Raw genomic sequence first — 20,749 nt, 5'->3', positions numbered from 1 at the left:
GCCGCCTCACCACTCAGAGCGGCGTCGCGCGTTGATGGGCCAGGAGCGAGCCAAACCCTGACAAGAGGATCAGCCCAAGACCACAAAGCGAAATCACATCGGGCCACTCGCCAAAAACCACGACGCCCAGCACAGTTGCCGAAATCAACTGGCTGTAGACCAACGGCGCAATCAGAGAGGCCTCGGCAGTTTTGTTCACGACCACAAGAATGTAGTTCCCAACTGCCGAACCAAGCGCGCTCAGCGACAGGAGCGTAAAGATCGTCCAGTCAAGTGTCGGCATCTCCACGCTGAGCCCCATCGGGGTCAGCAGCAGCGTGCCGATCAGCAGCTGCGACATCAACAAAAGTCGCGGTCGATAGCTGCCGGCCACGGTGCGGGTCATCGCCAGATAGGCGCCATAGAAACACCCCGCCGCCAGCGCGTAGAACAGCCCAAAGCTCACGCCGAACCCGGGTTTGACCACCAGCATGACGCCAATGAACCCAAGTCCCAGCAGCAGGCTGCGCAGCGGCGAGGGGCGCTCGCCCAGGAACAGGACCGCAATCACATAAGAGACGCCGGGCCCAACAAAAAATGCACCAAACACATTGGCGATAGGCTCTGTGCGCAGCGCGGTCAGAATGCAGGAAATCCCGGCGGTGACAAAGCCTGCCCTGAGCCAGACCCGCCAGTCGCGGGCAATCGACAGCTCGGTAAGACGCAGACCACTCAGCGGCAGGAGCACCAAAGCCCCAAGTCCAAAGCGTGCCCAAGCGACGATCACCGGGTCCACACCGCCCGAGGTCAGCACTTTACCTGCGGTATCGCCAAGCACAACACAGGTGACGGCGGTGAAAACCAGAGCGGCAAGACGCAGAAGGTCAGTGGTGTGCATGGGGAACCGTAAGGTGGACAGGGTATCACCTGCCTATCAGCTGCGGCTGGAGATCCAAAGCGCTCACTATGTTCTGGTGTGCAGTGTCATATCGCGGGGCGGACAACCATGAGCCATAGCAGCGCAACAATCGCCAGGAACGCCGGGACGCCGCAAGCGAACCAAATGCGATACAACAGCATGTAGCGTGCTGACAGCGGTGTCGCTGTTTGGGCGGATGTACGGGCCTCGTCACGCATTTTGATTTGGATCGACACGACAGGCAGCCAAAAAAGCCCAATAAATACATACAGCGCGAGCGAGACTGCAATCCAACCTTCCCAAAGGGGCCACCCATAATAGCGAGCCAAAACGAAGCCTGTGATAGGTTGCGCTACCGCAGCCGTTGCCGTGAACAGCATGTCAGCGATGACAACAATATGGGCTGTATGCGCGATACTGGCCGCATCCCTGGTGCGATGAGCCATGACCATAAAGAACGCGATCCCGGCTCCGGTGCCGATCAAAACACAGGCGCCAAGGACGTGCAGCAAACGCACAACATCAATCCAGACAATCATCGCGTTTCCAGTGCAATACGGGCAACCAAAGCCAAAGCAATACTAGGCAGGACTTTGATCATCGGGCCGAGCGGATCAAGCCATAGGTGCGGTACAAAAACCGTTGATGCCCCCAAATAGAAAAGACTGACGCCAACGGCGCACCAACACGCCTTTTTCGCATAGGGACGGTAGGCAAATGCCGCTGCAATAGCGAGATCGACGATCGACCAGAAAAGCACGCTGGTCACTGCCAAGGCATGTGTCCAGCCGACGTTTTCAAGAACAAGCGCAGCCTCACCTATTCGGAGGAGTCCAATGACACCAGACAAAAACCAAAAACAAATGAGCGTAGCAATGATGATGGGAGTCAGCAGTGCCATTCGAGCAAACAGTCGATCCTCAGCCCGCGCTGGCATACTCGCCAAGGTTTGCGAGAGTGATCTGACGGGAGACAACCCAAACCGAGAGAGGTCTGTGGGAACTCCGGTTACGCCATCGTCGAGCACTTTGATCGCAGTGCTTCTCAACGGCGATCGCCATCCGAGCCTTCCCAATCCATCTGCAATCTTCGACACTGATATTGTAAATAGACTTGGGATCAGAAACTCATGTTTTGTTTGCGCAAATCCCATCCAAGCGCGGATTGACGCCACCACGTTGCGCAACGAATGAGTTTCGGTTTCCACCAGATCGCCAACAAAGCCATTGGGAATATCACCTGCAAGTGCTGCGCTTACGGCTTTTGCGACATCATCCAATGCAACAGTCTGAATCTTGGCATCGGGCACTGCAAGAGGTTGTACCAACGGAAATGCGGCCAACATGCGTAGCATGGTTGTCCCACCATAGCTATGTCTTGCCAAAACGAGCCCGGGTCGAAAGATATGGTGATCTTTGCCTGCTCGCTGAACCGCAGCATCACCGCGTCCCTTTGATGCAAGAAATGGCGTTGCCGCATCCTCAGAGGCACCTACCGCCGAAATTTGAACGAGTTTCACTTGTGAGGTCGCACAAGCTTCAGCCAAAGCGGCCACGGCGTGGTGGTGGACTACCTCGAGGTCATCCTCGGGCCCGTCCTGTAGAGCGCCGGAGCAATTCACGACGGCATTGATGCCTTCCAAGAAAGGTTGCCATGCGCTCGCTTTGGTCAATGAGCGAAGATCTGCGGGCAGCCAGTCGATTGTTGGAATGACGCGTTTCCCGGTGTCGCTATCGCGACCAAGCCCGATGATCCTATGTCCGTCGTGCTCTAAACGCTGCGCGACCCCACACCCGATGAGGCCATATGCGCCAATGATGAGCACCGTCAGTTCTAGAGGGGTGTTTGGTTTAGAGGCGTTCATGCAAATTCTCTGTTGAAAAAACGATTTGAGCATCGAACCGCAGGATATCTGTTTCGCGTCAGATGTGCGTTGGCTCGCTTGTGCGAAACGTATCTATTGCCGAAAGGCGGCATTCATACAATCCGCAGCCTCAGTCGGAATGGGCACAAAGCCCGAAGTCGTCGCGCGAGGTCCAAAAGCGCGCTGTCCTAAAAGCATACTTTGCCTCGCCCAGTGATTGATATCCTTGCGCAATGAAAACAGGGCGCGGACAGGGCGTACCGCTGCCCCTGGCCTCACCTTCGTCCTTTGAAACCATTGAACAGACGTGGCCATGCGTGGTGCATTTCTTCGACGTCCACAAAAAAACACCCCACGACACGTCGCGGGGTGTTTTGGTGAAATCCGAGCGATCTTAGCTCTGGCTGTTGTAGAGCGACTCGTAGATCGGGATCAGGGTCTTGTCCTCAAACAGCGAGGACACCGAGGTGCCGTGCCAGATGTTGAGGATCGCCTGCGTAAAGAGCGGCGCGGTGGGCACGATGCGAATATTGGGCGCGTCGAGGATCGGCTGGGTGGGCTGGATCGAGTCCGTCAGCACCAGCGATTTCATCACCGAATTGGTCACGCGCTCCACGGCGGGGCCGGACATCACGCCGTGGCTGATGTAGGCGTGGACTTCCTTGGCGCCATTGTCGAGCAGGATCTGCGCGGCCTTGCAGAGGGTGCCAGCGGTGTCGCAGATGTCATCGACGATCAGGCAGATCTTGTCTTTGACGTCACCGATAACGGTCATCTCGGCAATCTCGCCCGCCTTTTCGCGGCGCTTGTCGACGATCGACAGGGGGGCGTTGATGCGTTTCGCGAGCTCGCGGGCACGCGCCACGCCACCCACATCGGGCGAAACCACCATCAGGTCGTCCATCTGGTCCTTGAACTGCGCCTTCACGTCCAGCGCAAAGATCGGGCTGGCATAGAGGTTGTCCACCGGAATATCGAAGAAACCCTGGATCTGAGCGGCGTGCAGATCCATGGTCAGAACCCGCTCGATGCCTGCGCCGGTCAGCATATTGGCGACCATCTTGGCTGAAATCGGCGTGCGCGCCTTGGTGCGGCGGTCCTGACGGGCGTAGCCGAAGTAAGGGATCACTGCGGTGATCCGCTGGGCCGAGGAACGGCGCAGCGCATCGGCGATGATCAACAGCTCCATCAGATTGTCATTGGCCGGGTTCGAGGTCGGCTGGATGATAAACATATCCTCGCCGCGCACGTTCTCGTAGACTTCGACAAAGATCTCGCCATCGTTGAAACGCTCGACACGGGCGTTCACGAGGTCTTGGTCGACACCACGGTGCATGCTCATGCGGCGCGAGATCGATTTTGCGAGCGGAAGATTGGCGTTCCCAGAGATCAACTTGGGTTCGTTCAAGGTCGGCATTGGCTGTTTTTCCCCAGGCAGCAATGTGACAGATTCGTGATATTGAACCCCGCTTAACACGCACATAGGGTCAGGCCTAGTTCTAAGCACGAGGAATTCTCGCCATGACCGCCTCTTCCCTGTCAATCGACTACTATTTCTCAACTTTGTCGCCCTTCAGCTATCTGGCTGGGCAGCGGCTCGAGGAAATCGCGGCCCGCCATGGTGCTGCGGTGACCTACAAGCCGTTTGACATCATGGCGCTCTTTGCCCGCACCGGGGGCACGCCACCCAAGGACCGTCATCCGGCGCGGCAGGCTTATCGCCTGATCGAGATGGAGCGTCAGGCCAAGCGCACCGGGTTGCCCTTGAACCTGAAGCCCGCCCATTGGCCGACCAATGCGGCGCCTTCGTCTTATGCGATCATCGCGGCGCAAAAGGCGGGCGGCGGCGATCTTGGCGCACTTGTCCATGGCACATTGCGGGCCGTCTGGGCCGAGGAGCGCGACATCGCGCAGGATGATGTGGTGAAATCGCTGTTGGAGAGCGCCGGTTTTGACCCCGCGCTTGCGGATAGCGGCCTTCTGACCGGCGCGGAGATCTATGCGCAAAATCTCGAGGATGCGGTGAACGCCGATGTCTTTGGCGCGCCGTTTTATGTCACATCCGACGGGGCGAAGTTCTGGGGACAGGACCGTCTGGTTGATCTTGACTGGCATCTTGCGGGGCAGGGCGCGTGAGCCTCGATCTGAGCGCGCTGCCGCAAGAGGTCTATCACCGAAAGTTTGGCACCGGGGCGCGTCCTCTGGTGGCGGTGCATTGCTCGCTGGCGCATTCGGGGGCCTGGCGGGGGCTTGTTGCGGCCTTGGGCGAGGACCGTGTCAGCTGCACCGCATTTGACATGCTCTCGCACGGCAAGAGCCCGGATTGGGACGGGCAGGGCCTGTTGCAGCGTCGCAATGCCGAGGCCGGGCTGTGTCTCTTGGAGGCTGAGGTGGCAGAGGCGGGTGGACCGGTTGACTTGATCGGGCATTCCTTCGGGGCGACGGTGGCGCTGGCCATGGCCGAGATGCGCCCGGACCTGGTGCGGAGCCTCGTGATGATCGAGCCGGTGCTTTTTGCTGCCGCCAAGGTGCAGAACCCGGACGCGCTCGAGCAGATGCGTTCCGATCACATGGCGGTGCGCAGCCCCTTTGCGGCGGGCGATGTGGAATATGCCACCCGGCTCTTTAACCGGGCCTGGGGGACGGGCCATCCGAAATGGCCGGATCTGCCAGAGCATGCCCGCGCCGCCATGGTGCGATCGTTTCCGGCGGTGATGGACTGTGACAGCCAGGTTTATGACGATGCGGCCGGGCTGCTTGCGCCGGGTGCGCTCGAGGCGCTCGAGATGCCGGTGCTGGTGATGCAGGGCGGTGCGACGCAGCCCATCATGACCGCGGTTACCGACGCGCTGTCGGCGCGGATGCCAGAGGCGCAGATCAGCGTCATCAAGGGCGCAGGCCATATGGTGCCGGTGACACATCCCGAAGCGGTGGCCGAGGTGATCGGGGCTTTTTGGTCTCAGAGATAAGCCAGTGCTGATCGGCTCTGGGGTCGGTCAGCGCTCTCCGGGCGTATCCTTAGACCGGTTCCTCGATAATGTAGTCTTCCCATTCCTCCAGCGGCGTGTCGAATTCCGACACCGTCATGCCGCGCACCGAGACCCCAGCGCGATGCACGCTGTCCGGATCGCCCGTCACCAGCGGGTGCCAGTCGGGCAGGGATTTCCCTTCCCAAAGTCGGCGATAGGCGCAGGTCTGGGGCATCCAATAGGCGTGGGTGTCCAGGTTTTCAGGTTTCAGCACGATGCATTCGGGAATGAAGCTGTGCCGGGTCTCGTAATGCGCGCATTGGCAGCTCTGATCGTCGAGCAGGCGACAGGCCACACGGGTGAGCGCAACCTCGCCGCTGTCCTCGTCCTCCAGCTTGTTGAGACAGCATTTGCCGCACCCGTCACAGAGCGCCTCCCACTCGCGCTGCGAGAGTGTCTTCAGGGGCTTCTTCTCCCAGAACTTCGGCGTCAGCCCGTTGCGGTCGATCTGATTGGTCATGTCACCCCCTCAGAGCGATGTGAGGATGGCGCGGGCCTGATCGCAATCGGCCTGCATCTGCGCGATGAAAGGCTCGAGCCCGTCGAACTTCAGCTCGGGGCGCAGGTAATCCACAAGACCCACGGAGAGATGCGCGCCATAAAGGTTGCCCTTGAAATCAAAGAGATAGGTCTCGATGTTGGGCTGCTCGCCATCAAACATCGGGCGCACGCCGACCGAAGCTGCGCCATGATAGCTGCCCTTGTGCGGCCCATCGAGCACATCGACCAGCACCGCGTAGACGCCAAAGGCCGGCGGGTGCAGGCCGTCAATGGACTGATTGGCGGTGGGAAAGCCCAGCGTGCGGCCGCGCTGTTCGCCGCCGATCACTTCGCCTTCGATACGGTGCCAATGGCCCAGCATGGCGGCCGCGTCGCGCGGGCGGCCTTCGCTCAGCGCGGTGCGGATCGCAGTCGAGGACACGGTGTGTTCTGAGTACTCCATCAAAGGCGCGATGGTGACGCCGAACCCCATGTCCTGTCCGAAGCGTTGCAGATCTTCGACGGTGCCTGCGCGGCCCTTGCCGAAACAGAAATCGGCCCCCACGACCACATGCGAAAGGCCAAGTCCCTCGGCGATCACATTGCGGGCAAACTCCTCGGGTGTCAGCGATGAGAGCGCGTGGTTGAAATTGAGCTGATAGAGCTTCTCCACGCCGATCTTTTCCAGCCGATGTGCCCGTGCCTCTGCCGACATCAGCCGGAAGGGCGGGGCATTGGGGGCAAAGAACTCGCGCGGGTGAGGCTCGAAGGTCATCACGCCAAGGGGCGCATCGGGCGCGGCCTTGCGTGCCAGATCAATGACCGAGCGGTGTCCGCGGTGAACGCCATCGAAATTGCCGATCGCAACGGTGGCCCCGCGATCCTGCTCTTCGACGAATTGATAATCCCGAATGATGCGCATGGCGCTTCCCTAGCTCCGAGTGGGGGATGGCGCAAGGGTGCTGTGTCCTGACCACAGGTTGCGCCGCTCTGATATGTTGGAATGAGGTATTTATGAAAAGGTGAAAAGTGAGAGGTCAGGCATAGGAGCGCTCGGCAAAGGGGACGGTTTCGAGGCGCTCGATCAAAGTGGTGAGCAGCGTTTCCTCGGCGCGGTTGCGCACGGTTGTCGGGTTCCAGATCAGATAGACGTCGACTTCGGGCAGGTCCTCGAACGGAGGGACCTGCCACAACAGACCATCCTCGATGTCGCGCGCGACCACATGTTTGGGCAAAGGCCCAATGCCAAGCCCTGCCATGATCATACGGCGGACCTCCTCGAGGTTTTCAGAAACGCCCGTGACCTCGGGGGCGAGGGCGGCGCGGGCCCGTAAGAGCGTGACATCCTGCAGCGCGTCCTGCAGGCGGTCATTGTCAAACACCACCGCCGCATGGCCCTTGAGGTCCTCAAGGGTCAGATCGCTGCGGCCAAAGAGCGGGTGACGGGGGCCACAGAACAATCCGAAGGTTTCGCGGTAGACAGGCAGATAGCGCAGGTTTGGGTCCTGTTCGCGCACAAGAGCGAGGGCAAAGCTCACCCGCTTGGCCGCCACGGCGGTGATCGCATCGCCACTGGTGATCACGTCAATCGCAAGGCTGGCCTTTGGGTGCGCGGCGTAAAAATCGCCGATCACACTGTCAAACAGCGGGCAGAGCACATGGCTCGCCACCGCGATTCGCACATGGCCACTGATTTCAGGGGTGACGGTGCGCATCAGGGTCGCCAGCCGCAGGATGGAACCGTTGATGTTGACCGCCTCGCGGTAGAGCATCTGGCCGGCCTTGGTGAGGGTGAAATGCCCCGGCGAGCGATCTATCAGGTGCTGCCCCAGCTGGTCTTCAAGCTTCTTGAGCGCAACCGAAACCGAGGGCTGTTTCAGGCGCAAACGCTCTGCTGCCTCGGTGATGGAGCCACTCTCGGCCAGCACTACAAAGGTGCGCAGGAGGTTCCAGTTCATCTCGCGGGTCAGACGTTCCGGGTCGATATGGGGGCGGGGATGGACCTGATCTGGTGGTGTCATGTTTTTAAAATCAAGGGTTTGAGAGTGGGTCTGTCGGCCCTGAGTGTGAGCTGCCAGATGACGTATATTCAGGACCATTATCAGAATCTATGCAGGGGTAATCAATTATCTATTTGATCTATTTGCTATCCCTTCGCAAATTTCGCCGAAGCTTGGCGTTGAACCCGGCCTCCTTCAGAAGCGGCAAAAGCCGACAGAGGGGCCACCAGGGGACGCGTCACACTGACAACAGGGAACGGAGTTTTTCTCATGCGTAAGTCACTTTTGACCACCGCAGCCACGGCGGCTGCTTTCACCCTGTCGCTCGGCGCTGCAGACGCGGCAGACATGCGGCTCAAACTCGCCGGGGTCGTCCCGGTCGAACACTTCGGCAATGACATTCTGAAGCAGATCGAAGCGGATATCGAAGGCGCTGATGTGGGCCTCTCGGTGACCTTGTTTGAGGCGGGGCAGCTGGGCTCTGGCGAAGAGCTGTTCGAGGACGCCGCGCGCGGCAACGTCGATCTGGTGCATTCCGTGATCTACGCGCATCGTGACCCGGTGCTGGAGATCAACTCCTTGCCTTATCTGGTGTCGAGCTTTGATGAGATGGAAGACATCTACCTCAACAAGGACAGCGCCTTTAACGAGATTTTTGCCGAGCGTCTGGAGGGGCTGGGGCTGAAACTTCTGGCCAATGCACCCGAAGGTTTCATCGGCGTTGTGGCCGAGAACCTGCCTGAGAACGCCACCTCGGTCGGCGACAAGGACGTCAATATTCGCGTCTGGTCGAGCCAGGTGATCAAAAACACCGTCGAGGCCATGGGCTTTAACGCCACCACGATGAACTGGGGTGAGGTTTTCCCCGCGATCCAGTCCGGCGTCGTGGACGGGGCCATCTGCTGCACCGCGCAGCTGGCCTATAGCGCCTTTGCCACCTCGGATGTGGGCAAGTATTTCATCCCCTATGGCGCAGTGGTCGAGAACACGACCTATTACGCCTCCATGGAAACATGGGAAGAGATGAACGACGAACAGCGCGCCGCCGTACAGGCCGCCTTCGACAAGGCAGCACAGACCTATTTTGCCGAGGCCAAGGCGAATGAGGCGGGCTATATCGATAAGCTTAAAGAGACCGGTTACGAGGTCGTTGAAGTTTCTGACGCCGAACGCAGCGCGATTGCTGAAACCGTGCGCAAGGACGTCTGGCCCGGCATTGCCGAGATCGTTGGTCAGGACGTCATCGACCGCCTGATGACCGCCAAGAACTGATCGCCCTGATCTCAGTATGTGCAGGCCCCGTTTTGCGGGGCCTGTGACCTTATGATCCTCAAATGATCTTTGGACGGTGACCGCGTCATGAAAGACCTGAGCCAAGATTTGCCCGCAGGGCTGGCCAAGCTGGTCCGCATCCTGTTGCGGCTTCAGACCATCTACGTGTGCTTTGGCTGTATCGCCATGGCGCTGACGTTCTTCTTTGTGGTGGTGTTCAGATATGGCTTCAACGCTGATCTGTTCGCCTACGAAGAATGGCTGCTCATCATCTGTTTCTGGCTCTATTTCATCGCGGCCGCCATCGGCACCTGGGAGGGCGCGCATGTAAACGCCGATCTCCTGGATTTTGTGATCCTTGATCCCGTCAAGCGGCGCGCGCGGGCGATCCTCATTACCGCGATTGAACTCCTGGTGACCTTGGTGCTGTTTTACTGGTCCACGGTGATGATGATCGAGGAAATCGGGGATTACCCGCGCTATCAGACCACGATTGCCCTGCAGATCCCGTTCTTTGTGCCGCGTGCGGCGATCTTCTTCGGCTTTGGCTTGATGGGGCTTTATAGCGCGCTGCGGCTCTTTGTTTTCCTGAAACTCCCGGCGACGCGGTTTGCGGTCTCTGCCGACAGCGACCCCGCCCAAGGAGCCTGAGCCCATGATTATTCTCGGCAGTCTTTTTATCCTGTGTGTGCTGCTCCTCATTGGGGTGAGCGTGCCTCTGGCCTTTGGGGGCGTGCTGGTCTTTATCGGCGTCTTTGGCGGCCATGATGTGACCGGGTTCCTGCCCACGGGGCACTGGAAGATGAATTCCATCGTGCTTCTTGCGATTCCGCTGTTCATTCTGGCAGGCGCCATCATGGAGCGGGGGCGGATCGCGGCGCCGCTGGTGTCAGTGGCGGAGCTTCTGGTGGGGCGTATCCACGGAGGCCTTAGCGCGGCGGCGGTGTTCGCCAGCGGTATCTTCGGCTCGATCTCAGGCTCTGCGGCGGCGACGCTCACCTGTATCGGGTCGATTATGATGCCGCATCTGAAGGCCGCGAATTACCCGCGCGGCCCGGCGGCGGCGCTGATCGTGGCGGCCTGTCCCTTGGGGCTCCTGATCCCGCCGTCGTCGTCGCAGATCCTTTATGCGTGGGTTGCGCAGCAATCGGTGCTGAAATGCTTCCTGTCGACCGTGGTGCCGGGGCTGATCCTGATTACGCTTTTGTGCATGGTGAACTACGTACTGATGCGCGAGGCGGACCTGAAACTGCTGGAACGCCCTGCAAGCTACCCGCAGGAATTTGTGCGGCGCGGCGGGCGGGCCTTTCCGGCGCTGTTGATGCCGATCATCATTCTTGGCGGTATCTACGGCGGCATCATGACCCCGACCGAGGCCGCAGGCGTGGCGGTGATCTATGCCATTCCCGTTGGTCTGTTCATCTATCGCGGCCTTACGCCTCAGAATATCTGGCCGACCCTGCGCTATGCGGGCACCACCATCGGTGTGGTGATGCTGATGGTCTTTGTGGTAGTGATCGTCAGCCGCTTTCTGGTCTTTGAAGACATCCCCGGCATGGCCAAGGATCTGATCTTCTCGATCTCGGACAACCCGATCGTGATCTTGCTGATGGTCAATCTGGTGATGATACTCATCGGTATGCTGATGGACGATATCTCGGGTCTGTTGCTGTCAGCACCGCTCCTGTTGCCCATCGTGCAGAGCGTCGGAATGGACCCGGTGCATTTTGCCGCCGTCCTCGGTGTGAACCTCGGCATGGCCAATATCACGCCGCCCACGGCACCGCTGTTGTATCTAGGTGCAAAGGTCACCGACACACCCGTGAGCGAGATGCTGAAGCCCACCTTCATCATGATCCTGTTTGCATGGCTGCCGACGCTGCTGATCACCACATTTGTGCCCGAGGTGGCGCTGTGGCTGCCCAATTTTGTCTTTGGCTAAGGCCGCAAGGAGACCCCGCATGAAAGCGATCTATGATCCCCGCCAACGTGCCCATAACCCCAGCCAGTTCTTGGCCTTTGGGGTGATGAAGCCCAATCCCGAACAACCCGAACGCACCGAGATCCTGCGCAGCGGCGCGGAGGCGGCAGGCTGTACCTTCACAGCGCCCGAGGATGCGGGCCTTGGCCCCATCGCGGCGCTGCATTCGCCGGAATACCTGACCTTCCTGCGGACCATCCACGCCCGCTGGAGCGAGATCGAAGGCGCAGGTCCGGAGGTGATTTCTCATATCAAGCCGGGGGATCGCCGTGACAGCTATCCACGGTCTGCGCTAGGGCAGGCGGGCTATCATCAGGCCGATACCTCCTGTCCGATCAATGCCGACACTTGGGGCTCTGCCTATTGGTCGGCGCAGACTGCGATCACCGCCGCCGACCTGATTGCAAAGGGCGAGCGCGCCGCCTATGCGCTCTGCCGCCCGCCGGGACATCACGCGTTTGGAGATATGGCGGGGGGGTTTTGTTTCCTCAACAACTCCGGCATCGCGGCGCAGCTGTTGCGGGACCGGGGCCTCAGGCCCACAATTCTGGACGTGGATGTCCACCACGGCAACGGCACGCAGGGGCTGTTTTATGATCGCGACGACGTGCTGACGCTCTCGATCCACGCCGACCCTGCGGACTTCTACCCGTTCTTCTGGGGCCACAGTTCTGAGCGCGGCGAGGGCCGGGGGCGGGGCTATAACCTCAACCTGCCGCTGCCGCGTGGTACCGAAGATGCACCGTTTCTGGATGCACTGGACACCTGTCTTGACCGGGTGCGCGCCTTTGGGTGCGATGTACTTGTGATCGCGCTGGGCCTTGATGCCTCCGTGGACGATCCGTTTCAGGGCTTTCAGGTTACCGGCGACGGGTTTTCGCGCATTGGCGAGGCAATTGCCCGCGCCGGTCTTCCAACGCTTTTTGTGCAGGAAGGCGGTTACATCTCCGACAGCCTCGGTCATAACCTCACCCGCGTGCTTGGCGGATTTACCTCTGCTGCACGCTGAGATTTCCTTTAATCCTCAAACCATAAGAGACTACTATGAGCGATATCACCTACGCCCACACCACCCAGCGCATGAGCCAGATCGTCACCCATGGCGACACCATCTACCTTGCCGGTCAGGTCGGCACCGCGGGCGCAAGCGTCACCCAGCAGACGCAGGATTGCCTTGACAAGATCGACGCGCTGCTGGCCGAGGCGGGCTCCTCCAAAGAGCGCATCCTGCAGGCCACCATCTGGCTCGCGGATATGAGCGATTTTGCCGAGATGAATGCCGTCTGGGATGCCTGGGTGCCTGAGGGGCGCGCACCGGCGCGGGCCTGTGGGGAATCCAAGCTCGCCACGCCCGATTTCACCGTGGAAATCCTGATCATCGCCGCCAAAGGCTGATCTCAGCGCGTCATCGCGCCCTTTGATTTTACAAACACCAACCGCGCCCGCTGCCCCTGGCGGGCGTGACAGAATATCTTTTGCCTTGAGGAGCCTGCGCTCATGTCCGAAATTCTGGTTCTTGGTGGCGGAATGGTGGGCATCTCGACGGCGCTCGAACTGCAGGCGCGCGGGCACGCGGTCACGGTTGTGGATCGCAAAGCACCCGGGCAGGAGACAAGCTATGGCAATGCGGGGCTCATTCAGGCCGAAGCGGCCGAGCCCTACGCCATGCCCCGCGCGCTGCCCGAGATCCTTGGTATTCTGTCTGGACGCAGCAACGACGTGATCTGGTCCCTGCGCGGCGTGCTGAGCCAGCTGCCCGCGCTCTGGCAGTATTATCGCTATTCGCATCCTAACCGCCATCTCGCCCTGTCGCAGCCCAACGCGCATCTGATCCGCACCGCCTGCGCCGATCACGACCGTTGGATCACCGCGGCGGCAGCACAGGATCTGATCGCGCAGGATGGCTATCTGTCGGTCTTTCAGGATGCGGCCATGTTTGACAGCCTGGCCTCTGATCTCGAGCGGCTGCGACAAAGTTATGGAGTCGAGGCAACGGCCATGAGCGGGCCGCAGCTTTGCAGGATGGAGCCGTTGTATCAGCGCCCACCCGCAGGGGGCATCCATTGGCGCGACGTCTGGAGCTGCGCCGCCCCCGGCGAACTGGTCGCGCGCTATGCCGCACTGTTCCAGAGCCGGGGCGGAGAGATTTGTACCGGCGATGCCAGCACTTTGCGCCCGGAGGGGTCGGCCTGGGCGCTCATGTCAGAGGCCGGGCGGCTGCACGGCGAGCATGCCGTGATCGCGCTTGGGCCATGGACGCCGCCGATATTGGCCCAACTGGGCTACCGGGTGCGGATGATCATGAAACACGGCGCGCATCGCATGTATCCCACGGGGCCCAAGCTGCGCCGCCCCGTGCATGATGCCCAGCACGGTATTGTGCTCTCGAGCATGAAAGGGGGCTTGCGCATGACCTGTGGCGTGGCGCTGGAGGCCTCTGGCCGGGTGCCGGATGCGCGCCAGCTGGATCGAGGCGCCAAAGGTCTAGCCGCCTATATGGATCTCGGCACTGCCGAGGGCGGACCGATCTGGCACGGCACGCGTCCGTTTCTGCCGGATATGCTGCCCATGGTCGGTGCCGCCCCACGCCACGACCGCCTGTGGTTTCATTTTGGGCATGGGCACCAGGGGTTCACCCTTGGCCCCACCACCGCACGTCACCTTGGCGCGCTCATCGACGGCCGTGACAGCACCGGTATCGCGGCGCTCCTGCCGCAGAACCGACCGGCTGTTTTGTCCTAGGCGCGCAGCCGCTCGCCCTTGGGGTCAAAGGGCGGCTCGGCGAGGATCACGGCCCGGTGCGCGCGCCCCAGCACCATTACCTCTACGGTATCACCGGGCTTGGCGTCTTTGACATAGCCAAGTGCCAGCGACATGCCGACCGTGTATCCATAGGTGCCCGATGTTACCCGCCCGATACCGCGTCCGTCCTTGAAAATCGGCTCCCCTCCGGTTGCATCGGCGTCAGAGGCCTCGACATCCTCGGCATTGAGATGCAGCAGCACCAATTCTTCGCGCGCGGGCGCGCCCATCGCGGTCTTGGCGGCAGATTTGTTGAGGAAATCCTTGTCCATTTTACACAGCGGCTGAAATCCCACCTCATGCGGGAAATACTCGGGGCTGTACTCGCGGCTCCAGGAGCCATAGCCCTTCTCGACGCGCAGCGACATCAGGGCGCGACTGCCCACGGGGCCGGCGCCGAACTCTCGGCCTGCTTCGATCAACGCGATATAAAGCTTTTCCTGATCCTCTGTGGCGCAGTGCAACTCCCAGCCGAGGTCCCCCGTGAAAGAGACGCGCAACGCCACCACATTGATCCCCGCGAGCATCAGTCGTTTGCTGCGCATGAAGGGGAATGAGGCGGTGTCCAAGGGCTCATTAGTCATGCGCTGGAGCATCTCGCGCGATTTGGGGCCTGCCACGTTGAAACCGCAGACCTCCTGGGTGAGGCTCTCGAACGAGGTCCCTTCCGGCAAGGGCACCGCACCAAAGAACCGCTTGTGATAGCGCTCCGCCATGCCGGAGCCGATGACCCAGAATTCATCCTCCGCCAGCCGTGTCACGGTGAAATCCCCGGCGATCCCGCCGCGCTTTGAAATCAGGGGCGTGAGGCACGATCGCCCCACCGCCTTTGGCATGCGATTGGCAAATACCGCATTGAGCCAGTCCTCGGCATCAGGGCCTTTGCAGCGGTATTTGGCGAAATTCGATATGTCGATGATGCCGGCACGCGCGCGCAGCATCTTGCATTCTTCGCCCACCGGCCCCCACCAGTTCTGCCGGGTAAAGCCATTGGTGTCCTCGGCGCCGGGCTGATCCGCAAACCACAAGGGGTGCTCCCATCCGGCATTGAGCCCAAAGACCGCGCCCATCTCGCGCTGCATCTCATAGATCGGGCGGGTGCGGGCGGGGCGGCCTGCGCTGCGCTCTTCATTTGGGAAATGGATCGCAAACCGATGCGCATATTGATCCTCTACGCGCGCCTTGGTGAATTCCTTTGTGGCCCAGTCGCCAAACCGCGCCACGTCCCAGTTGAACATGTCAAACTGCGTCTCGCCCTCGATCATCCACTGCGCCGCCATCAGGCCCATACCGCCGGACTGCGAAAAGCCGGGGATGATGCCATTGCAGCAGAAATAGCCCGAAAGCTCCGGCACCGGGCCAAACAACACATTGGCATCGGGTGACCAGATCATTGGTCCGTTGATCACGCGCTTGATGCCCGCATCCCCCACCACAGGCACACGTTCGATGGCGTTCATCATGTTTTCTTCGATGCGCTCGAGGTCGTCGGGGAACAGGTCATGCGCAAAATCCAGGGGCGTGCCGTCCTCGGCCCAGAATTTCATGCCCTTCTCATAGGCGCCCACCAGAAGCCCCTGTCCCTCTTGGCGCAGGTAATATTCCCCGTCGCGATCCGATACAGATGGCAGGCGACGCTCCATTCCGGCGATCTCCGGAATTGTTTCGGTGACAAAATACTGATGCTCGGTGGGTTGCAGAGGCAACTCGAGGCCCGCAAGTTTTGCCACCTCCCGGCCCCAAAGACCCGCTGCATTCACCACCCATTCGGTGTGAATGTCGCCCTTGGGGGTTTTTACAATCCAGGTGCCATCTGGCTGCGCCTCTGTGGCCGTAACCGGTGTAAAGCGATGGATCTCGGCGCCGCGTTGCCGCGCGCCGGTGGCGTAGGCTTGTGTCACACCGGAGGGGTCCACATTGCCGCCATCGGGCTCATACATGACACAGCGGATCCCGTCGAAATTCACCAGCGGGTTGAGTTCCTGAGCTTCCTCAATGGAAATCTCGTAGAAGTTCATTCCGTAGAGCTTGGCCTTGGCGGCCTGCAGACGCAGCTGGTGCGCGCGGTCTTCGGTCTGCGCCAGATAGAGAGATCCGGGCTGAAACACGCCGCAGCCCTGGCCGGTTTCCTGCTCGAGCTCTTTGTAGAGCGTCATCGTATAGTGCTGGATGCGCGAGATGTTGGTGCTGTCGTGCAGGCCATGGATATTGGCCGCCGCGTGCCAGGTCGATCCCGAGGTCAGCTCGTCGCGCTCCAGCAGCACCACATCGGACCAGCCGAGTTTGGTCAGGTGATAAAGGATCGAACAACCGATGACCCCGCCGCCGATGACCACGGCCTTGGCTTCTGTACGCATGATGAGGGTGCCTTTGCTTTTCTGCGGGGAAGGGGCGTTGGGGAAATGTTCCACCGCCGCCCCACCTTGGGCAACCTCGATAATTCTCATGCTCGCATGAGATGAGGTAAACCGAAGCTGAAGGCCTCAGCTTATGATGTCGGGCGAGACAGCATCGGCCCGCTTGCAAGGTCGCGCCGTCCCAGGGCGCGGAGCCTGTTGGCGCAGTTCACGATCTCGTCCTTCAGGCGCAGGCGCTGACGTTTGAGCAACTGCAACGTGGCGCTGCAGGGCGAAGGACGCTTCATCTCGCGCGCAATCCGCGCCTTCAGCGTCTGATGCTTCAAGCGCAGTTTGGTCAACCGAACTTCAAGCGAGAACGCTTTGACCTTGGGGCTGTCTTTCATAGGGAACCTCCATTTTGTGGGACACATGTAACGGGGGCAGCCGTCATGGTTCCCTCGATATGGGGGAGGGCTTGCCTTGATCCAATACAATCTTATTGTGAAATAGTATTGGAAAAAACTATCAATGGAATCTGTGGGTATCTTATGCCAGAGCTGAGCCTGCGTCACTTGCGATACTTTGCGGTTCTGAGCCGAGCGCTGCAGTTTCGACGCGCGGCGCGGCAATTGGGGATCAGCCAGCCCTCGCTCAGCCTTCAGATCGCCGCGCTTGAGGAAATCGTCGGCGCGCCGCTGCTGGAGCGGCGGCGCAATGGGTTGATCCTGACCGCTGCGGGGCGAGATGTGGCCGCCAGGGCGGAACGTATTCTGGCCGATTGCGAGCTGCTGGTGAACGCATCGGCCACCCGCCGCGCGGGGTTGAGCGGCACATTGCGGTTGGGATCGTCTCCCACCATTGGACCCTATATTCTGCCACAGGTGCTCAAGCGTCTGCATGAGACCTATCCCGATTTCCGGCTCATCATTCGCGATGGCCCTTCGCGCGATTTGCTGGAGGATCTGGTTGCGGGCAAGCATGATCTCATCCTGACCCAAGCGCCGATCCAGCGCGATGACATCCGTTTTCACCCGCTGTTTCGCGAGCCGCTCTATCTTGTGGTGCCGCGGGGTCATCCGCTTGCAATGGCGGGTGTCGCCCGCCGGCGCGATCTGGGGCAGGAACAGTTTCTCAGCCTCAACCCCGCCTATGCGCTGCGGCGGCAGGTGGAGGGGCTGGCGCAGACGGTTGGCGCGCGGATGCAGGACGACATCGATGGCACCAGCCTCGACGCGATCCGCCAGATGGTTGCGCTCGGCATGGGGGTGACGCTGATGCCGCAGTCCTACACGCGCTCCGAAATCGACAACCGCAAGGATGATGTCTGCGTCGTCACACTTAAGCCAGGCCTGGAGCGCCATATCGGCCTTGCGTGGCGCGTCTCCAGTGGCAACCCGGCGAGCTTTGAAGAACTGGCAGAAGCCATTGCGGTGATGGGCAAAACGGACCCCAAGGCCGCCATCACTTGAGGGGATCAGCCAGTAAACGCGCCCAAGCGGCAAAGGGCGCCCGGGGGAGGTTATTGTTCGAGCGGCCAGGCGCGCCCATAGGCCACAAGCCGGTGGTTCAGCTCTTGGGCGCGCGCCACGCCTGCTTCCAGCGCAAAGACAAAGGCCTGCGTCAGAAAGAAACAGGCTGCATCAGTGTCGCCCTCGGCCTCCTTGCCGTCCGCCACAATGGCATAGAGCTCGACCAGCTGTGCCAGATCATGCTGGGCATGGGCGGCCAGAATGGCGTGGTGCAGGGCAGCCGCCTCTTGCGGTGAGATCTGCAACTCGACAGCACTCATGAGGCGCGCGCAGCCTCGATCTGGGTGGCAACCCAATGGTGAAAATTATGCGTCGGCCCGTCCATCGCGGGGGAGAAACGCCCGCCGTCGAACACTGGCCCATGCCGCCCCTTCTGCATGCCCTCGACCACAAAGACGTCTTCTTCAAAAACGGTCTTCCAGAGCTGCGCATTCTGATGGCGCAACGGGTCCAGCTCGGGTGTCTCGGCGCTTGATTTTGCGTAGTAGAGCTCGATGTGCTCGACCGTTTCCTCGCATCCCTTGGGCTCCAGGACGATTGCGAAACTATGGTCGCGCTGAACCCCCAAGAGGACGTTGGGATAGAGCGCGACATATTCTCCGCCGGTCTCCCATTTGTCGCTGAGCCCTTCGAAATCGGGAAAGACTTCATCCTCGGCCCCGCGCAGCTGGCGATAGACCAACGTTCCTTGGCCGGAGTATTTCCCCTGTTTTTCAATGTTGTAGTGATCTTCTAGTCGCGAATAGCTGTTGAGGCCAGGATGCACCCAAGGCAGATGATAGCTCTCGCAGTAGTTTTCCACCGCGAGCTTCCAGTTGGTTTTGACTTCCAACTTCAGCGAGCTTTCCGGTCCGCCGTGGTGCAAGGGGCGGTCGAATTCCTGCCAGCGTTGCAGAAGGTCCGCATGCACCTCCTCAAAGGGCGCGGCCTTGCCGTCGATATTCACAAAGATCACGTCCTGCCAGACATGAGCGCGAAAAGAGACGAGGCTCAATTCGTCCATCTTCACGTCGGCATGGGTGTTCTGGCCAACCCCGCCCACATGGGGTGCAGCGCGCAGCTTCCCTTTCAGGCTGTAGCACCAGCTGTGATAGGGGCAGCGGATGGTGCCACGGATGTTCTTGGCTTCTTCCACAAGGATCATGCCCCGATGCCGGCAGGTGTTTTGATAGACATGGACACCGCCATCGTGGTCGCGCACCAGCAACAGCGGCACACCGAGGAAATCCACGGGCTTTGCATCGCCCGGGTTGGGGATGTCCTTGCCAAAACCCACGCCGGACCAATTGGAAAACAGCACCGCAGCGCGCTCCTCGGCAAAGACCACCGGGTCGATGTAATGCGCATTGGGCAGCCCGTTGGCGCGATTGACCGACGTGAGGACAGACTGAAGTGAGACTGGCTTGGTCATCCGGCGCTCCTTTGAACGGATGTGGCAAGGATCTTGAGCCGAGGATGTGGCGCAGCGCGGGCGCCCTCAATATCAGAAAATCTCACTCACACGTTAGCAGGGCTCATCCGTGATCTGGCTGGCCTCTTCGATGATCCAGTCGCGCAGCAATCTGGCGCTGGGCGTCAGCTCCTCGTCGGGTTTGCTGACGAGGAAAAACCGCTCTGGTGCGGACAGGACATGCGGGCCGATGATCGCTAGGTCGCCCTGTGTGATGAGCGGCGAGATCAGCCGCTCCCAACCCAGCGTCAGCCCGGCGCCATCGCGCGCCGCCTGCAGCGCGATAGAGTAGTTGTTGACCCGGATGCCCGAAGCCACCGGACCGCTGTAGCCAAGCTGGCGGAACCAGTCGTGCCACTTGGTCCAACTGATGTCGTCGCCCTCCAGATGTATCAGGCGCTGGCTGGCCAGCACGTCCAGATCCGCGCCTGCCAACTCGGCGGCCCGCTCCGGGGCGGCAACAGGCAGCAGGCGATCGCGATAGAGCGGAAACTGATCCAGCCGCTGATCCTTTTCGCGGCCATACCAGATATAGAGATCAAGCTCTGCCGAGGTGGTGAAAGCCCGGTCGCGCACCACCTGGTTGATGTTGATCTCCGGGTGGTCGCGCCAGAACCGGATCACGGCAGGCGATAGCCACATGGCCGCCATCGCCGTGGTGGAGCCCACCGTTACCACGCCTGCGCTGCTCTGGTCGCGGATGGACTGCAGGCTTTGTGAGATGCGGGTCAGGGACCCCGCCAGCGTGTCGTAGAGGGTCTGCCCCGGCACCGTCAGATCCACGCCGCGATGCTTGCGGCGAAACAGCGCCACGCCCAATTCCCCCTCCAGCGCTTTGACTTGGTGGCTGACCGCGCCCGGTGTCACCGAGAGCTCCTTGGCGGCGTCCTTGAAGCTGAGGTGGCGCGCCGCCGCTTCAAAGGCGGTGAGCGTGGTCAGGGGGGGCAGATTGTAGTGGCGGCGAGACATGCGGGCGGCTCATGGCTAGGGGTGATGTGACTATGGGCTTCGCGCAGGCACTTGGCGAGAGGCTTCCCGACAAAAGCCCGGCCGCTACCGACATTTGGGTCTGGTCTTTCCCGGCAACCGCTGGCAGTCATATGCC

Annotated in this window: 21 protein-coding genes; 9 read left to right on the top strand and 12 right to left on the bottom strand. The window is 60.7% G+C overall.

The features are described from left to right. Nucleotides 1–13: 13 nt before the first annotated feature. From ACZ1HH_RS09615 to ACZ1HH_RS09600, 4 genes are all read right to left on the bottom strand, one after another. Nucleotides 14–877: a DMT family transporter gene (locus tag ACZ1HH_RS09615; RefSeq protein WP_011539402.1), complete on the bottom strand. Its 864-nt coding sequence runs from the start codon at nt 875–877 to the stop codon at nt 14–16. Nucleotides 878–963: 86 nt separating this feature from the next. Continuing rightward, on the bottom strand, nt 964–1,437 hold the full coding sequence (locus ACZ1HH_RS09610) for a DUF2269 family protein (RefSeq protein ID WP_011539401.1): 474 nt from the start codon (nt 1,435–1,437) through the stop codon (nt 964–966). Beyond that, nucleotides 1,434–2,762, bottom strand: a complete 1,329-nt coding sequence (locus ACZ1HH_RS09605; RefSeq protein WP_472636510.1) for an SDR family oxidoreductase — start codon at nt 2,760–2,762, stop codon at nt 1,434–1,436. Before ACZ1HH_RS09605 ends, ACZ1HH_RS09610 begins: the two co-directional genes overlap by 4 nt. A gap of 394 nt (nt 2,763–3,156) precedes the next feature. Then, nucleotides 3,157–4,179, bottom strand: a complete 1,023-nt coding sequence (locus ACZ1HH_RS09600; RefSeq protein WP_011539399.1) for a ribose-phosphate pyrophosphokinase — start codon at nt 4,177–4,179, stop codon at nt 3,157–3,159. 104 nt (nt 4,180–4,283) lie between these two features. On the opposite strand from ACZ1HH_RS09600, the gene ACZ1HH_RS09595 reads away from it, so the two are divergent. Together ACZ1HH_RS09595 and ACZ1HH_RS09590 are read left to right on the top strand one after the other, a co-directional pair. Next, complete coding sequence (locus ACZ1HH_RS09595) at nt 4,284–4,898, top strand: 2-hydroxychromene-2-carboxylate isomerase (protein WP_472636509.1); 615 nt, start codon at nt 4,284–4,286, stop codon at nt 4,896–4,898. Further along, entirely contained in the window at nt 4,895–5,731 is an 837-nt protein-coding gene (locus ACZ1HH_RS09590) for an alpha/beta fold hydrolase (protein ID WP_487320256.1), read from the top strand. Before ACZ1HH_RS09595 ends, ACZ1HH_RS09590 begins: the two co-directional genes overlap by 4 nt. 49 nt (nt 5,732–5,780) lie before the next feature. On the opposite strand, the gene ACZ1HH_RS09585 is transcribed toward ACZ1HH_RS09590, so the two are convergent. The 3 genes from ACZ1HH_RS09585 to ACZ1HH_RS09575 form a co-directional block, all read right to left on the bottom strand. Beyond that, nucleotides 5,781–6,251 carry a YcgN family cysteine cluster protein gene (locus tag ACZ1HH_RS09585; protein ID WP_011539396.1) on the bottom strand — a complete coding sequence of 157 codons (471 nt, stop codon included), beginning with the start codon at nt 6,249–6,251 and terminating at the stop codon, nt 5,781–5,783. Nucleotides 6,252–6,260: 9 nt separating this feature from the next. Then, entirely contained in the window at nt 6,261–7,193 is a 933-nt protein-coding gene (locus ACZ1HH_RS09580) for a bifunctional riboflavin kinase/FAD synthetase (protein ID WP_472636508.1), read from the bottom strand. Nucleotides 7,194–7,308: 115 nt separating this feature from the next. Beyond that, nucleotides 7,309–8,292 (bottom strand): LysR family transcriptional regulator, encoded by a 984-nt coding sequence (locus ACZ1HH_RS09575; RefSeq protein ID WP_416368821.1) that lies wholly within the window; start codon nt 8,290–8,292, stop codon nt 7,309–7,311. A gap of 249 nt (nt 8,293–8,541) precedes the next feature. On the opposite strand from ACZ1HH_RS09575, the gene dctP reads away from it, so the two are divergent. The 6 genes from dctP to ACZ1HH_RS09545 all read left to right on the top strand — a co-directional run bounded on the left by dctP (nt 8,542) and on the right by ACZ1HH_RS09545 (nt 14,266). Next, entirely contained in the window at nt 8,542–9,543 is a 1,002-nt protein-coding gene (dctP, locus tag ACZ1HH_RS09570; protein WP_011539393.1) for a TRAP transporter substrate-binding protein DctP, read from the top strand. Nucleotides 9,544–9,630: 87 nt separating this feature from the next. Next, nucleotides 9,631–10,194, top strand: coding sequence for a TRAP transporter small permease (locus ACZ1HH_RS09565; protein ID WP_416368820.1), 564 nt, complete (start codon nt 9,631–9,633; stop codon nt 10,192–10,194). A gap of 4 nt (nt 10,195–10,198) precedes the next feature. After that, on the top strand, nt 10,199–11,485 hold the full coding sequence (locus tag ACZ1HH_RS09560) for a TRAP transporter large permease (RefSeq protein ID WP_472636506.1): 1,287 nt from the start codon (nt 10,199–10,201) through the stop codon (nt 11,483–11,485). Between the two features lie 19 nt (nt 11,486–11,504). Beyond that, a complete protein-coding gene (locus tag ACZ1HH_RS09555; RefSeq protein WP_487320255.1) occupies nt 11,505–12,533 on the top strand; it encodes a histone deacetylase family protein in 1,029 nt (342 codons plus the stop codon). A gap of 35 nt (nt 12,534–12,568) precedes the next feature. Further along, nucleotides 12,569–12,919 (top strand): RidA family protein, encoded by a 351-nt coding sequence (locus ACZ1HH_RS09550; protein ID WP_011539389.1) that lies wholly within the window; start codon nt 12,569–12,571, stop codon nt 12,917–12,919. 102 nt (nt 12,920–13,021) lie between these two features. Next, a complete protein-coding gene (locus tag ACZ1HH_RS09545; protein WP_472636505.1) occupies nt 13,022–14,266 on the top strand; it encodes an NAD(P)/FAD-dependent oxidoreductase in 1,245 nt (414 codons plus the stop codon). Here ACZ1HH_RS09545 and ACZ1HH_RS09540 read toward each other — a convergent pair. Together ACZ1HH_RS09540 and ACZ1HH_RS09535 are read right to left on the bottom strand one after the other, a co-directional pair. Next, on the bottom strand, nt 14,263–16,683 hold the full coding sequence (locus tag ACZ1HH_RS09540) for a GcvT family protein (protein ID WP_472636504.1): 2,421 nt from the start codon (nt 16,681–16,683) through the stop codon (nt 14,263–14,265). The two genes, ACZ1HH_RS09545 and ACZ1HH_RS09540, sit on opposite strands and share 4 nt — an antisense overlap. 131 nt (nt 16,684–16,814) lie before the next feature. Beyond that, a complete protein-coding gene (locus tag ACZ1HH_RS09535; protein WP_472636503.1) occupies nt 16,815–17,069 on the bottom strand; it encodes a YdcH family protein in 255 nt (84 codons plus the stop codon). Nucleotides 17,070–17,213: 144 nt separating this feature from the next. On the opposite strand from ACZ1HH_RS09535, the gene ACZ1HH_RS09530 reads away from it, so the two are divergent. Further along, on the top strand, nt 17,214–18,134 hold the full coding sequence (locus tag ACZ1HH_RS09530; protein WP_472636502.1) for a hydrogen peroxide-inducible genes activator: 921 nt from the start codon (nt 17,214–17,216) through the stop codon (nt 18,132–18,134). A 50-nt stretch (nt 18,135–18,184) separates the two neighbouring features. On the opposite strand, the gene ACZ1HH_RS09525 is transcribed toward ACZ1HH_RS09530, so the two are convergent. From ACZ1HH_RS09525 to ACZ1HH_RS09515, 3 genes are all read right to left on the bottom strand, one after another. Next, on the bottom strand, nt 18,185–18,454 hold the full coding sequence (locus ACZ1HH_RS09525) for a hypothetical protein (protein ID WP_472636501.1): 270 nt from the start codon (nt 18,452–18,454) through the stop codon (nt 18,185–18,187). Beyond that, entirely contained in the window at nt 18,451–19,605 is a 1,155-nt protein-coding gene (locus ACZ1HH_RS09520) for an aromatic ring-hydroxylating oxygenase subunit alpha (protein WP_472636500.1), read from the bottom strand. The genes ACZ1HH_RS09525 and ACZ1HH_RS09520 overlap by 4 nt, the downstream gene beginning before the upstream one ends. A 93-nt stretch (nt 19,606–19,698) precedes the next feature. Then, nucleotides 19,699–20,613, bottom strand: a complete 915-nt coding sequence (locus ACZ1HH_RS09515) for a LysR substrate-binding domain-containing protein (RefSeq protein WP_487320254.1) — start codon at nt 20,611–20,613, stop codon at nt 19,699–19,701. Nucleotides 20,614–20,749: the final 136 nt, after the last annotated feature.

It is taken from the genome of Epibacterium sp. HA2-3 (assembly GCF_055693725.2).
Note: the sequence above shows the minus strand (reverse complement) of the source record. Positions and strands in the feature narration are given on the sequence as shown.

Coding starts and splice junctions, on each gene's coding strand:
- ACZ1HH_RS09615 (WP_011539402.1), bottom strand. CDS start 877: ATGCACACCACTGACCTTCTGCGTCTTGCCGCTCTGGTTTTCACCGCC.
- ACZ1HH_RS09610 (WP_011539401.1), bottom strand. CDS start 1,437: ATGATTGTCTGGATTGATGTTGTGCGTTTGCTGCACGTCCTTGGCGCC.
- ACZ1HH_RS09605 (WP_472636510.1), bottom strand. CDS start 2,762: ATGAACGCCTCTAAACCAAACACCCCTCTAGAACTGACGGTGCTCATC.
- ACZ1HH_RS09600 (WP_011539399.1), bottom strand. CDS start 4,179: ATGCCGACCTTGAACGAACCCAAGTTGATCTCTGGGAACGCCAATCTT.
- ACZ1HH_RS09595 (WP_472636509.1), top strand. CDS start 4,284: ATGACCGCCTCTTCCCTGTCAATCGACTACTATTTCTCAACTTTGTCG.
- ACZ1HH_RS09585 (WP_011539396.1), bottom strand. CDS start 6,251: ATGACCAATCAGATCGACCGCAACGGGCTGACGCCGAAGTTCTGGGAG.
- ACZ1HH_RS09580 (WP_472636508.1), bottom strand. CDS start 7,193: ATGCGCATCATTCGGGATTATCAATTCGTCGAAGAGCAGGATCGCGGG.
- ACZ1HH_RS09575 (WP_416368821.1), bottom strand. CDS start 8,292: ATGACACCACCAGATCAGGTCCATCCCCGCCCCCATATCGACCCGGAA.
- dctP (WP_011539393.1), top strand. CDS start 8,542: ATGCGTAAGTCACTTTTGACCACCGCAGCCACGGCGGCTGCTTTCACC.
- ACZ1HH_RS09565 (WP_416368820.1), top strand. CDS start 9,631: ATGAAAGACCTGAGCCAAGATTTGCCCGCAGGGCTGGCCAAGCTGGTC.
- ACZ1HH_RS09560 (WP_472636506.1), top strand. CDS start 10,199: ATGATTATTCTCGGCAGTCTTTTTATCCTGTGTGTGCTGCTCCTCATT.
- ACZ1HH_RS09555 (WP_487320255.1), top strand. CDS start 11,505: ATGAAAGCGATCTATGATCCCCGCCAACGTGCCCATAACCCCAGCCAG.
- ACZ1HH_RS09550 (WP_011539389.1), top strand. CDS start 12,569: ATGAGCGATATCACCTACGCCCACACCACCCAGCGCATGAGCCAGATC.
- ACZ1HH_RS09545 (WP_472636505.1), top strand. CDS start 13,022: ATGTCCGAAATTCTGGTTCTTGGTGGCGGAATGGTGGGCATCTCGACG.
- ACZ1HH_RS09540 (WP_472636504.1), bottom strand. CDS start 16,683: ATGCGTACAGAAGCCAAGGCCGTGGTCATCGGCGGCGGGGTCATCGGT.
- ACZ1HH_RS09535 (WP_472636503.1), bottom strand. CDS start 17,069: ATGAAAGACAGCCCCAAGGTCAAAGCGTTCTCGCTTGAAGTTCGGTTG.
- ACZ1HH_RS09530 (WP_472636502.1), top strand. CDS start 17,214: ATGCCAGAGCTGAGCCTGCGTCACTTGCGATACTTTGCGGTTCTGAGC.
- ACZ1HH_RS09525 (WP_472636501.1), bottom strand. CDS start 18,454: ATGAGTGCTGTCGAGTTGCAGATCTCACCGCAAGAGGCGGCTGCCCTG.
- ACZ1HH_RS09520 (WP_472636500.1), bottom strand. CDS start 19,605: ATGACCAAGCCAGTCTCACTTCAGTCTGTCCTCACGTCGGTCAATCGC.
- ACZ1HH_RS09515 (WP_487320254.1), bottom strand. CDS start 20,613: ATGTCTCGCCGCCACTACAATCTGCCCCCCCTGACCACGCTCACCGCC.